General features: G+C 62.4%; 10 protein-coding genes and 3 pseudogenes. 4 read left to right on the top strand and 9 right to left on the bottom strand.

Annotated features, from left to right (window positions below; all coding sequences use genetic code 11):
* Position 1: 1 nt before the first annotated feature.
* From LRS08_RS07945 to LRS08_RS07935, 4 genes and pseudogenes are all read left to right on the top strand, one after another.
* Entirely contained in the window at positions 2–346 is a 345-nt protein-coding gene (locus LRS08_RS07945; protein ID WP_257844177.1) for a DUF3768 domain-containing protein, read from the top strand.
* A gap of 312 nt (positions 347–658) precedes the next feature.
* Positions 659–1,708: a hypothetical protein gene (locus LRS08_RS07940; RefSeq protein WP_260481538.1), complete on the top strand. Its 1,050-nt coding sequence runs from the start codon at positions 659–661 to the stop codon at positions 1,706–1,708.
* Positions 1,709–1,848: 140 nt separating this feature from the next.
* Positions 1,849–1,938, top strand: a pseudogene (locus tag LRS08_RS20260) (SEC-C metal-binding domain-containing protein); the annotation flags it as partial.
* Positions 1,939–2,100: 162 nt separating this feature from the next.
* Positions 2,101–3,612, top strand: coding sequence for a hypothetical protein (locus tag LRS08_RS07935; RefSeq protein ID WP_257844179.1), 1,512 nt, complete (start codon positions 2,101–2,103; stop codon positions 3,610–3,612).
* 190 nt (positions 3,613–3,802) lie between these two features.
* On the opposite strand, the gene LRS08_RS07930 is transcribed toward LRS08_RS07935, so the two are convergent.
* The 9 genes and pseudogenes from LRS08_RS07930 to LRS08_RS07895 all read right to left on the bottom strand — a co-directional run.
* A complete protein-coding gene (locus LRS08_RS07930) occupies positions 3,803–5,158 on the bottom strand; it encodes a hypothetical protein (protein WP_257844180.1) in 1,356 nt (451 codons plus the stop codon).
* 724 nt (positions 5,159–5,882) lie between these two features.
* On the bottom strand, positions 5,883–6,569 hold the full coding sequence (locus LRS08_RS07925; protein ID WP_257844181.1) for a Fe2+-dependent dioxygenase: 687 nt from the start codon (positions 6,567–6,569) through the stop codon (positions 5,883–5,885).
* Between the two features lie 17 nt (positions 6,570–6,586).
* Positions 6,587–8,770, bottom strand: a complete 2,184-nt coding sequence (locus LRS08_RS07920; protein ID WP_257844182.1) for a TonB-dependent receptor — start codon at positions 8,768–8,770, stop codon at positions 6,587–6,589.
* Between the two features lie 275 nt (positions 8,771–9,045).
* Complete coding sequence (locus tag LRS08_RS20255; protein WP_409456296.1) at positions 9,046–9,252, bottom strand: TOBE domain-containing protein; 207 nt, start codon at positions 9,250–9,252, stop codon at positions 9,046–9,048.
* Positions 9,253–9,586: 334 nt separating this feature from the next.
* A pseudogene (locus tag LRS08_RS20250) lies at positions 9,587–10,069 on the bottom strand (ABC transporter ATP-binding protein); the annotation flags it as partial.
* A 10-nt stretch (positions 10,070–10,079) separates the two neighbouring features.
* Positions 10,080–11,666, bottom strand: a complete 1,587-nt coding sequence (locus LRS08_RS07910) for an iron ABC transporter permease (protein ID WP_257844184.1) — start codon at positions 11,664–11,666, stop codon at positions 10,080–10,082.
* Positions 11,657–12,103, bottom strand: a complete 447-nt coding sequence (locus LRS08_RS07905; protein WP_260481536.1) for an extracellular solute-binding protein — start codon at positions 12,101–12,103, stop codon at positions 11,657–11,659. Before LRS08_RS07905 ends, LRS08_RS07910 begins: the two co-directional genes overlap by 10 nt.
* Positions 12,039–12,704 carry an extracellular solute-binding protein gene (locus tag LRS08_RS07900; RefSeq protein WP_260481535.1) on the bottom strand — a complete coding sequence of 222 codons (666 nt, stop codon included), beginning with the start codon at positions 12,702–12,704 and terminating at the stop codon, positions 12,039–12,041. Before LRS08_RS07900 ends, LRS08_RS07905 begins: the two co-directional genes overlap by 65 nt.
* A 187-nt stretch (positions 12,705–12,891) precedes the next feature.
* Positions 12,892–12,987 (bottom strand): annotated as a pseudogene (locus LRS08_RS07895) (IS5/IS1182 family transposase); the annotation flags it as partial.
* Between the last annotated feature and the right edge of the window lie 35 nt (positions 12,988–13,022).

The raw sequence follows: 13,022 nt of genomic DNA, 5'->3' as shown, positions 1-13,022 counted from the left end.
AATGGATGGCCACGATGGGATGACCCGCGCCCAGCGCATAGCGGCGCTGAATGACCGGCTACGAACGACAGGGCAGGGGGGCCGCATGTTCGTGACGCAAGCGGTCGCTGCCTTGCCGTCGCATGTCAGTGATCAACTGCTAACCCGGTTGCGCAGCTTCGCCGAATTTACGCCGCACAATGATCCGCATGGCGAGCAGGACTTTGGCATTATCACGATCGAGGGCACCGATTTCGCGTGGAAGATAGATTATTACGATGTGAACCTGGAATACGGCTCGCCGGACCCAGCCGACGAGACCATCACCTGCAGAGTACTCACGCTGATGACGGCGGAGGATCTCTGATGGCCCACCGCACTCTTGAACTTTGCCGTTTCCCCCAGCATAGCGATGTCACCTGCGGTCAGTCCCGCGGGGGAGGCGTAGGAACCTCAGATAGCATACGCCGGTCGAGATCTTTCGGCCGGGTGGCCGTCACGCATGTCCAGGGTCCGCCTAAAGGTGGCGGCGCCTTGGGTATGCTCAGGGTTCCTAACACCCGGCTCTCGCCGGTGCCTCCACGATTGGGGGTGCTGATGCCGCGTGACCTGACCATTCACCTTTTTCAGCGCTGAGATTTGCGCCGGCCACGCCTCCTAATCAGGGGAGGGCGGAGCGATGAAGAGGCTCGATCATCGCGGGCCCCACGATGGCCGCTCGGACGACATCATTGATGCCGAGTTCACGGAGGTTCCTAGAGGTCTGGGAGCAGCGTCTAACGATGGGCAGACCATTGGTCAGTGGCTGCGCAGTGTTTGTTTGTACGGTTTGAAAGTCGTGGGAATTGTAGTCTCCCTCGGCATCATTGCGACCTTGGCGATCGCCATGTTGGCCCCGCTTTTCGAGACGGATCAGGCTAACGCGATTGACCATGAGCCGCTCGATGTGAATGCGACCGAGCCAAGCCCTGACTTTGTCGCGTACATTTACAACGACCCAACTAGTGCTGGCGGTATCGCCATGATCGACGAGCTTCCCGACAGCGCCGCCCCCGTGTGCGACGGGAAGCTGATCTGGACCTTCAACGGCAACGACGACACATTCACGCTGACAGGGCCGGATACTAGCAGCTCAGGCCGCTACGCATTCGACGGCGCTCGGCTCAAGCTGACGAACGTCGAGGAGCAAGATGCTGACGGGAATGCAATTGGCGCGGCTAGGTCGTTCACGCATGAGGTTTCACGAGGGGCTGGAGGCCGAGTTGTAATCGGCAGCAGATCCTATCGACAGTGCGCGGCGACGGGCGCTGGCGGAAACGATCGCCAATCGCAAGCTGAGCGAGAGCGAGCGGCTTCCAGTACCCCGGCGCAAGCTGCTACGTCGGAAGTGCCAGCGCTTACCTGCCACGCCATTGAGCAAACAGCCGCCCAAATTATTTCCGGCCGGACCGGCCGAAAGATTATCGAAATCAACATTTCGAGCGAGACGGTGGAAGACGGCCAACTGAGTTGCAGGGGTACTGCGATGACCGATACTGGTGGGGGGCACGATCAGCTTTGGTACATCGACAACTCCTCAGGGACGTCGATTGGTGGTAGCTTACTTCATACCAGTAAGCTTCTGATCCTTCCGTGCCTGGCGCTAACCTCGGCAGAGTGGCGGCTTTGCGTCCTACTTTTGGTCATTCCGCTTGATCGACGGATAGCCCAAAATCTGCCACCAGCATGATCTCCTGCAACGCCGGCAATCGGGTGGAAAGCCGCCCGATGTCTTTCGATCACTTGGATGGCAAGAACCGACGCTTGTTCACGAAGCTCGGCGATGACACCTTAGTTTCTCTGCTGCGTTAGCGGCGCCGCGCGCGAGAGATGGGGGGAGAGGGGCCAGGAGTGGGTAAGATCGGAAGAAACCAGCCTTGTCCGTGTGGGAGCGGCAGAAAATATAAGAAGTGTCACGGTCAACTCGGTGCGACCGTTAGTCCTGCAGCAACGATCGTGGCAGGGGCACGGCTGCGTGCGCGCGAGGCATCTGAGATCATCCGCCAACGAGCGGAGGGGCACGGTAGGCCCATCATATCGACGGAATTCAAAGACTATCGGTTCGTCGCGATTGGCAGGCGAATGGCTTATGGCAAATGGCGCTTCTTCACCGACTTCTTGATCGACTTTGCCAAGGATACACTGGGGCGGGACTGGGGTCGCTCTCTGCAGGGACGGAAGCAAGCCCACCCCTTTCTGGAGTGGCTTCGCCTCTTGCAGGCCCACAAGACGGAGGCCACCCTCCAGGCAGATGGGACGGTGTTCGCCACGGGGGCCGCCTACGCACTTGCGGTTTTCCGTTTCGCATACGCGCTCTATCTGATCGAGCATCATAGCAAGCTTCCCAAGCTACTGTTGAAGCGGCTCCGAAATCCTCACACGTTCAGGCCTGCCGCTTTGGAGACGTTGGTCGTCGCGGCATTCGCTCTTGCCGGATTCAAGGTCGAGATGGGCGAGACTCAGCGCGGCGTCAGTCCGGAAGGCGAGTTCACTGCCATCGGAGAAAGCGGCATCGCTTACAGTGTTGAGGCCAAGCGCAAGGATCACTGGACGGCCGGCACGGGAGACGTCCAAGCTGAAGCTTTCAAGGATGAGCTCCGTCAGTGGGTGCGACAGAAGCTCTACGCAGCAGCACGAAAGAAACTGCCAAAGCCGATTTACTGGTTCGAGCTTTCCATTCCGGACTTGGATAATCGTGAGAAAGCCCTGTCAGTCCAAGCGACCGTTCGCGAAGCTCTACGCTTGGCGGAGCGCGAACTGCGGGTCGGCGGCGAAGTGCCAGGCCCCGCCTACGTCTTCGTGACGAGCCACTGCTATCTGGCGGACGATCGTGCCGCCGGCGAGCATTGTACCATGTTGGAGGGGTTCCACATCCACATGCATGTCACCGGGGACGTGGTCGACATTGAGGCGGCCTTAGATGAGCGCGACCGCGATCGCGAGATGGTATGGCTGCTCAAGTGCCTAGAGCGAGTGCAGCAGGTTCCCCACCACTTCGACGGGACCCCAGATGCGCTTGTCGGCCCTAACAAGAAGCCGTTTCCTCGTCTCCAGGTGGGCGAAGTCACAACAATTGAAATGCCTGATGGCGCAACATTCGTCGGCTTGGTCCTCGACGTCGTTTCAACGGGCGACAAGGCGCATGTTGTGTTGATGGACGAAGCAACGGGCGCTCAGCGGATGCTTGAGGTCCCTCTGTCGGCAGAGGAGCAAGCGGCTGCGGCTACCTTAGGAGACGTCGTGTTCGGGAACCCGAACGCTACCGAGCGCATTCCCGACGAAGATCCCCTCGCAATCTACGACTTCTTTTTAAATACGTATTCTAGAACCCCACGGGATAAACTGTTGTCGTTCATTGCGGAACATCCTCACGCGCGCGAGCTTAGCAAGCTGGAAACTCCCGATCTGTGTCGGCGAGTATGTCGCGAATGGGCCAAGTCCGTCATTGCCGACCATCAGCGGCGAAACCCAGGCCCTCACCCCATCAACCGGCCTGTCTCGGTGATGGCGCCGGACAACACCGACCAGCAGGTTGACGAAGGCAGCCAAAGTAAAAACCCGGTTGGCATGCGGCAGGCCGATAAAACCACCTGACAAACTTCAGGTCTAGGAGGAATCCTTTTAAGCGCAAGGCGTGCGCATTTAGGCCGAAGCTGCATTTGATCACTCGGACACCAGCAAGGTCAGCTAGGCGCCAATTGGGCATCGGATCTGTCTAATGCAACAAGCTGTTGCGGTGATACGGTTCAGCCGAATGCACGGCCACAGGCCCTGAGCAAAATCACTAGTGGAATTCATCAGTGTCCGGGTGATCCGAGAACCATTCGCATGATAGGATCAGCAGCCACCGGCCGATGGCTTCTGCGCTTCCCCTAAGCTGGGTCCAATCATGGGCAAAATCATCGCTGGAACCATGGATAAGCCTGCTCCGACCCGCATCGTAAATTTGAGCAATCAGGGCCTTGGTCGTGCGGCCATCGGTCATCAGCGGATCATCGGGCTTATGACCCAAGCGAGCACCGATCAGGGCGATAATGCCCCGAGCCTTTTTCCCGCCCGCCAATGCATCCATGCTGGCAGCGAATTTGGTGGTCGCGATCTGATCCTGTGCTTCACGGCAGGCCTCGTGATACCACCAGAGGCTAAGGAACAGCGCGTTCATAACCTTCGGGCGTCTCGCTGGCCGGACCGGTTGTATGTAAGCGAAAAGTGCCTTCCCAACTTGATCAAACAGCCATTGATAGGACCGGATATTCTCCAGCAGTTCCGGTTCTGAATAGCGGCCGGAAGGCATCTCCGGGCGCTCGGAGTTCGACCCCACGTTGGCGCCATTGCCAAACAGCACGGTGTGCCGACGATCCCGTCGCCGATCATACAGCAAGTTCATCCAGCGAATACCTTCGGATGGCTGATGCCAAGACAGAGAGATCGCCGTCATGGCCAGCCGAGCCGCGAGCAGACCTTTCTGCTGAACGTACTTTCCTGAGAGGCCCTCGGTGGCGACACTGCATACGATCGGGCACTCGCCGATCGCGTCAAAAATCGATTCCTCAGCGGCAGAATCGAAGCTGCGCTTGCGCTTTCTGAGCGGTTTCCCGTTCCAGTGAGCCAGCAGGCGGCGCGCCGTCGTCGCGGATAGTTTGCCTGCTTCCAGCATGCGCTGCCGCCAAGCTTCCCGTGTCTCGAATTGGACCGGTCCGATCTGGATGGGGTATGGCTCGTCGCCCTCGATCAGGTGGCATCCAACGGTCAGGTGGATAGGCCGAATGCTTTGTTCGACCTGTTCGGCCAGTATAGCCGTCACCCGGCCGCTGACGGTGGGATGTAATTGTTGATCGGATAGATCGAGGTCGATCTCCCCCAGTGCCGTCGCAACGGCCTGATGGACCAGCCGTTCAAGTTCATCGATCTTAAAGCGGGGTCGCAATCTTGGGTCATTATCCCAACATATCCGCGCGTAGGCCACGATGGCCTTCAACAACCCTTCGGTCGCGCGGAACGACCGACCATCGCCTGGCCACAGGGTGGGCGGAAAGCTGATCTGTCTAACAGGACCAGATTGCGGACGTTGCCATTTCTCGGTCTGCGCCTTTCGGATTTCCCGCAACATCTCGGCAATCAGTTCGGATTTGGTCGTCATAAATGGTTGGCATCACTTCCGTGTTGGACAAGACCGTAGGTCGAGAACTTTCACCATCAGGCGTATATCACCGCGGAAGAACCGACGGCAGCTGACGACGCCTCGGCCCGGAACCGCGAATGTCAGCCCCGTCGGCGCAAATGATCAAGGGTTCAAAGCGCGTGGAATGTCCGGCTGTGGCGTAAACGGGACATAACTGATGCCGGATCGGAACGGCTGGAGCTGGTCGCAAGCCGAGGTTCGCTAATATAACGCGACAATGGCAGCTATCGCGTTTCCTAATTTCGAAAGCGGACTAACCATTTAGGGCCCATCAGCAGCCTGCCTGCTTTCGTCACAACCAGCCCGTCGGCAACGCGCCCTAATGTCGGTCGTTCCGGCAGGCCTCAAGAACTCCTGAAACCTGCCGTTCGATCAGACGCCGTTACGTCCGGACCGGGCGAACCGACTCAGCCTGCGCCCGCTTTCGGTCGCGGACTTCCGGCGCAAACTTGTTCGTCGCTTTGCTCATACACGCTCCACCTTCTCAGGAGTTGGAGCCTCCGGCAAACCCGGGGCGGTTCACGAAGTCCGCAGAATCGGTCGGGAGCTCACCGGTGAGTTTTCCGAGGCGGGTGTGGGTAGCAACCTCCCCTTTGGTATATTCCCAGAGGTTGGCGCGCATGTCGCCGACCTTCGGCTTCGTGAGTGCTGTAAAAGGACCGCGCGCAAAGGGCAGCTGACGTTAACCCGATCCTGCCGACCATGACCTGACCAGATTGTGATAGCATCCAGTCAGCGCGATCAGTGCGGCGTCCGCGTCGCCGACACGCGCTCTCAGCGATTGAATGGCGATGTCCATGTCGAACAGGATGTCACGACGCCCCGCATCAGCGACCAAGCTCTCGACCCAGAAAAACGATGCCACCCGTGTCCCGCGCATGACGGGCGACACGCTGTGGAGCGTAGTCGCCGGATATAGAAACAGGTGCCCGGCCGGGAGCTTCACCCGTTTGCCATCATGTCCGTCCTCGATCACCAGTTCGCCGCCATCATATTCGTCCGGGTCGGACAGGAAGAGGGTAGCGGACAAATCGGTCCTGATCGTCGCCCCGCTGCTGCTGGGACGCCAGGCATTATCGACGTGCGAGCCGAAGCCTTGGCCGATGCCGTAGCGATTGAACATCGGTGGAAAGATGGAACGCGGCAGCGCGACCGACCGAAATACGAGACTCTGTTCCAGCGCCGCCAGGATGATGGCACCCGCTTCACGGGTTTCGGCGCAGTCTTCGGGAAGCTGCGCGTTGCTCTTGGCGAGCGCCGACTGATACCCGGCCGTAGCCTTGCCGTCCGCCCATGGCGCGTGTTCAAGAATGAGGCGGATGCGGCGAACCGCATCCGCGTTCAGTAGGTTTTCGAGCTCGATCATCATGCCCGAGCCTTCAAAGATCAGTATTTGAACGTCAAGGTAAGCGTTGCCGATCGACCCGCCGCCGGAATGGACTGGCCGCTGGCGAAGGAATAGAAATAGCTTTCGTCGCCGATATTATAGACATTTGCGCGCAGTCCGATCCGATCGGTGATGTCATATTCGGCAAAGGCATCGAAGACCGTGTAGGAGGGCGTGACGATCACGAAATCCGATGTCGCGGTCGGACGGATGTTGCTTGTCCGGCTGGACACGTGTTGAGCGCCGCCGCCAATGACAAACCCCGTCGCCAGTGCATAGCTGGTCCAGATCGAGGCGGAATGCTCCGGCGTTCCGTCGAGCCGCTGGCCTACCTCAAAAGGACGGTTGGATCGGGTCACTTTTCCATCGAGATAGCTGTACCCTGCGAACAGGTTCCACTTCGACGTGACGCGACCGACGGCCTGGAGTTCAAATCCACTGACGCGCTGCTCGCCATCCAGCACGACCGCTGGATCGCCCGGGTTGATGCCCGGGGTCCGCGCATTGTCGCGGGTTATCTGGAACACCGCACCCGAAAGCTGCAGAGTGTCCTGCATCAGGTCGATCTTGGCACCTGCTTCCCACGCCCGGCTCGTTTCCGGATCGACGAAGAAGTTGGCTGCGGTGACGGGAGCATTGTTGTTACCGCCCGCCAGCTGAACGACCTCCGCCCCGCTGCCCGGTTCGAACGCGGTGCCATAGGCGACATAGATGCTCGAATTGCTGCTCGGCTTGAACACCAGCGCGGCATTGCCGCTCCATTCGCTGTCGCTGCGGGTGAAATCGACCACAAATCCCGGCGCGGTGCCGGAATCATCGATGCCCCGCGCGCGGGTCTTGACCCAGTCATGCCGCACTCCGGCAACGATGTTCCATTGTTCGCCGAGTTCGATCGTGTCGAATATGTAGAGCGACTGTGTGGTCACATCGGTCCGTGCACGTGTGCCGTTGTACGCGATCGGCGCTGCCGCCTGGAGCACCGGGTCGAACAGGTTCGTCACAGGGCCATTGGCATCGAGCCGCCGCCGGTTCTCGTTCGATTCGTCGACCAGTTCGCCGCCGATCACCAGCGTATGGTCGATTCCGCCGGTCGCGAACTTCGCCGTCAGGCTGGTCTGGTTGATGAACAGCCGGTCGACCTGATCGCGCGGCTTGCGATTGCCGACGGCCTGGGTGGCAGGTCCCAGCGTCGTGACACTGCCGACAAAGCGAGGCGATGAGATCAGCTGGTCGTTATGGACCCTAGCGAAGCGGGTCGTATTGCGGATGGTCACGCTGTCGCTGAAACGATGTTCGAACCGCCCGGTGACGCTGTCCGTGGCCACCGTGCGATAATCGGTCGAATAGCCATAGAAGTTGGTGCGGTGGACGGGCGCTACGCGACCTTCGAAGCCGGATCCCGCCAGACTGGGATTGCGACCATTGGGCAAGCCGGCATCGGGACGGTCGTTCTGCTCCAGATGTAGATAATTGACGATGAAGCTGGTGTCGCCGTCAAGGCCGAAGCCGATCGAAGGCGCTACCGCCCAGCGGCGGTTGAACACATGATCGCGGCCCGGCTCATCCGCACTGTGTCCCATCGCGGTCAGGCGAACGGCAATGCCGGCCGCTTCGTCGACCACCTGGTTCACGTCGAACGTACCACGGAAGAAGTTGTCGGTGCCGACACCCAGTTCGCCGGAAATCCGACCTGCTAACACGGGTTGGCGGGTCACGATGTTGACGGTCCCGCCGACATTGCCGCGGCCGGCAAATGCCGAAGCCGGGCCCTTGGTGACTTCGATCCGCTCGGCATAGAACGGATCGCGGAAATAGTTGCCGGGATCGCGAATCCCGTCAACGAACACATCGTCCCGCGCGGAAAAGCCGCGCACATTGAAGGCGTCCGATCCGCCTGGCGGATTACCCTCGCCGGCCTGAAAGCTGATGCCGGTGATGTTGCGCATCGCATCGCGCAAGGTGCGGCGGCCCTGCTCGGCCATGAGGTCGTCCTCAACGACGGTGATGGTTTGCGGCGTATCGACCAGGGGCTGGGTATGCTGCGGTGTCGACAGGCGGTCGGCCAGATACTTCCCCGTTACCACGACCTCATTCTCGACAGGGTCCGACCCCTGCGCAGAGGCCGGGGTCCCTGCAAGTGACGCGCCGGAAACCAGCGCGCCGATCAGCGTATTGCGAATCACTAACCACTCTCCCGCGAATATCGCGAGCCGAATAATCGTAATGCGAATTAGTTGCAACTTTGAGTTTGGCTTGAGGCGCTCGCGCCCGTCGGGCTTTGAATGCTGGCGAGTGCGCTGATGATTGCTGTCGGAGGCTTGATTAGCACCGGGGAATGACCGTCGCGGCAGGGCTAATCAGTGCGAAGTCGCTCGGGCGGATCGAACGAAAGTGCCCCGAACGATGCGAAACAGCGGTGCGCCTTGCCTCCGCAGAAAGGTCGCCGACCTGCGTAGGCTCAGCGAAAGATGCGCGCCCGCTTCGGATCGACCGCAATCCCAACCTGCTGCCCGGATTGCGGGGCGTCGCCCCGTACCGAGAGCGTGAAGCGGGTCTCGGCGATCCGTACCGTCACATCGGTTGCGTCCCCGGAAAACCGGGTGTCGATCACCTCGGCGCGAATGGGGGACTTCTCGCGCAGGGCAAGGGCGTCGGGGCGCACCATCAGCTCGGCGGGGCCGTCGGCCTGCGCCCCCCGCGTCGAACGTCCCGATGACGCACTGGGTGACCCCGGCCCGAATTTGCGCGGGAAAGACGAGCGCATCTCCCAGCAATCGTGCGGCCCCCACCGACACCGGGGCACGGTAACAATCCTGCGGCGACCCCGTCTGTAATATCTGTCCGTGCGACATCAGGATCAGGTGATCGGCCACCTGCATCGCTTCGCGCGGGTCGTGGGTGACGATCAGCACGCTCGTTCCGGTTGCGCGCAGATCGGCCAGCACCGCCGCCCGCACCTCGGCGCGCAGCTGGCCGTCCAGGCCGGAAAAGGGTTCGTCGAGGAGCACCAGGGCTGGGTCGCGGGCCAGCGCGCGGGCGATTGCCACCCGCTGCTGCTCCCCGCCGGACAGGGTGTGCGGCCAGGCATGCGCCAGATGCTCGATATGAAAGCGCGCGAGCATCGCTGCAACCCGCTCTGCCCGCGCCGCGCTCGGACGCCCGCGCAGGCCAAAGCCGATATTGTCGGTGACGTTGAGGTGCGGAAACAGCGCGAAGTCCTGAAACACCAGCCCGACGCCGCGATCCTCCGGTGCGATCGCCCGCCCGGGCTGCGAAGCGATCGTGCCGCCCAGGTGGATTTCGCCGCCATCGACCGGCTCCAGCCCAGCGATCATCCGCAGCAGCGTGCTCTTGCCGCAGCCAGACGGGCCGAGCAGACAGGCGACGCCCCCCGCCGTCAGGGTAAAGCTTGCGTCGGTCACTGCCGGCCTGTCGCCATAGCGGCGCGAGACAGTCCGGACGTCGAGCACAGGATGGGTCATCCGCTTGCGCCTAGGTGCCGGGCCGCGCCCGCGCAATCCGGCGCGTGAGCCATGCGACCGCAGGCAGCGACAGCGCGACGATCAGGATCGAGGGCAGCCCGGCCTGGCCCAGCCGCTCGTCGAGCGCATAGTTGCTGGCGATCACCGCCAGCGTGTCGAAGTCGAACGGGCGCAGGATCAGCGTTGCGGGCAGTTCCTTGAGCACGTCGATGAACACGATCAGTGCGGCGGTCAGCATTGCGCCGCGCGCCACCGGAAGCTCGACGGCGAAGGCGGCGCCGCTCTCGCTGCGCCCGAGCGTCCGGGCCGCCTGGATCATCGACGGGGTGACCCGCGTCAGGCCCGCGTCGATCGGCTCAAGCGCGGCCGCCATCAGTCGCGCGGCATAGGCATAGACGAGCAGGACGATGCCCACCGCCATGCCCGATCCCGGCACCAGCCCCCAGATGACCCCGGCCGGCGCGAGCAGCCCGATCGCCATCACCGCGCCGGGCGTAGCATAGCCAAGGCTTGCCAGCCGTCCGGCAAGCGGCAGCCGTCGGGTTCCGAGCGCGAGCATGGTTGCGAGAGTCACGGTGACGATCGCACCGGCGATGCCGAGCGACAGGCTGTGTCCCGCCGCGCGGGTCAGGCGCGGCCAGTCCGGGGTGACCCCGGCGACATTCCATGCGAGCCAGCCGACCGGAAGCACCAGGCCCGCGAGCAGCAGCACCGCGCAATATCCGGTTGCCGCCCAGGCCGAAGGTCCGGCGAGCGGTCGGACCGGCATGTCGCGCCAGCGCCCGCGGCCCGATTCATGCGTGCTGCCCCGGCGACCCTGCCGTTCGATCCACAGCAACAGCGCTGCGGCTGCCAGCAGCGGGAGCGCGAAGCGTGCGGCGCTGACCGTCGATCCATAGACCGACCAGGCGCGCACGACGCCGGTGGTAAGGGTCTGGACGCTCAGAAACTGGACCGCGCCATAATCGGCGAGCGTCTCCATGACTGCGAGCGCGACGCCTGCGGCGAGCGCCGGTCGTGCCATCGGGAGCGCCACCCGCCACAGCGCCTGCGATCCGCTGCAGCCGAGCATCCGCGCGGCTTCGAGGATGTTGACCGACTGGTTCACGAACGCGGCGCGCATCGCGAGGTAGACATAAGGATAGAATGCGCAGGACAGCACGAATGCCGCCCCGCCGCTGGTGCGGATCCCGAATGGCAGGTCAAAGCCAAGGTCGGCGCGCATCCAGCTGCGCAACGGCCCTGCGACATCGAGCAGATCGGCATAGCCATAGGCCAGCGCAAAGGCGGGGACGGCGAGCGGCAGCGCGAGCGCCCAGGCGAACAGGTCGCGCCCGGGGAAACGGTGCATCACCACCAGCCAGGCCGCGACCGTGCCGGTGACCGCAGTGGCGATGCCGACGAGCAGCGCCAGCCAGGCGGAGGTGGCGGCATAGCGCACGACGTCGCGCCCGGCGATGTCCGCGGTCTCGCTGCCCAGCGCTGCGAACACCACACCGATCAGCGGCAACGCAACGGCAATTCCGGCCGCCCCTGCAAGGGCGGCCGGGATCGAGATGCGTGGAAGAACGCCTTGGCGCAGCGCCGTCAGCGCCAACCCGCCGCGCTCATCATCGATTGGGCCTCGGGCTGGCGCGCAGCGAAGGCGGCGACGCTCATCGGGTTGGCGGTGAAGGTCGCATAGGCATCCACCGGCGGCGGTGCGGGCACATCGGGCGACGCGGGGTACTCGTTATTGTTCTTCGAGATATGCGCCTGGCTGTCGGCAGAGGCGAAGAATTCGAGCAGCTTGAGTGCATTCGCCTTGTTCGGGGCGTTGGCCGCGACGCCGCCACCGGAGATGTTGATATGCGCGCCCTTGCCGTCGAGGCTGGGGAATCCGAGCTTCACCTTCTGCGTGATGGCGCGATCCGCTGCGTCTTCACCGGTGGCCATCCGCACATAATAATAGCTGTTGGTCAGCGCGACTTCACATACGCCAGCGCCGACCGCGCAAATCTGGTCGCGGTCGCCACCCTCCGGAGGGCGGGCCATGTTGGCGACGATGCTCTTGACCCACTGGTCCGTGCGTGCCGGCCCCCCAGGCCTCGATCAGGGCACCGACGAGCGAGAGGTTATAGACGCTGTCGGACGAGCGGACGCAGATCTTGCCCTTGAAACGCGGGTCGGCAAGCTTGGCGTAATCGTCAATCTCTTCGGGCTGAACCTTGGCCGCGTCATAGGCGACGACGCGCGCGCGGCGCATGAAGCCGTACCAGTTTCCGCCGGGTTCGCGCAGATTGTCGGGGATGCGCGCGGTCAGCGTTTCGGACTGAACCGGCTGGAACAGGCCCGCCTGCTGCGCGCGCCACAACGCGCCGGCATCGGCGGTGATGAACAGGTCGGCAGGGCTGTTTGCACCCTCGCTCTTCATCCGGGCGATGAGTTCGTCGGGCCGCCCCTCGATCCGGTTGATCTTGATCCCGGTTTCGCGCGTGAACCGCTCATACAATGCATTGTCGCTGTCATAATGGCGCGCGGTGTAGAGGTTGACGACCTGTTCACCCGCGGCTGCGCCGCTGTCCTTGGCGCCGTCCGAACAGGCGGTGGTCAGCGCGAGCGTAAAGGTTGCGGCGACGGCAAGAAATCTCGACACATCAACTCCAGTCGTTCGTAAATGACCCCGCCGATCTAGACCAGTTGCAACCGGTTCTCAACAACCCCGTGGCGGGATCAGCAGCGCGTCATTCGATTCGCTAGCGACCAGCCAAACCGCGCGCAACGCGATCCGACGCTCAAAGCCGCTGAGAAAAGTTGAGATGTTCGAGATGCACCGCGCGCCGGATGATGCCGCTGATCACCCGCCGATCATCGACCCGCGCCACACCGCGCACGTTGTCCGGCAGCGGACGCAGCCGTTCGAACTGGGCTTCACTCAACCAAAACTCGCTCTAATTCCCGAAAGCGGTCGTCG

Origin of the sequence: Sphingomonas sp. J315, from assembly GCF_024666595.1 — a bacterium.
GTDB lineage: Bacteria > Pseudomonadota > Alphaproteobacteria > Sphingomonadales > Sphingomonadaceae > Sphingomonas.
Note: the sequence above shows the minus strand (reverse complement) of the source record. Positions and strands in the feature narration are given on the sequence as shown.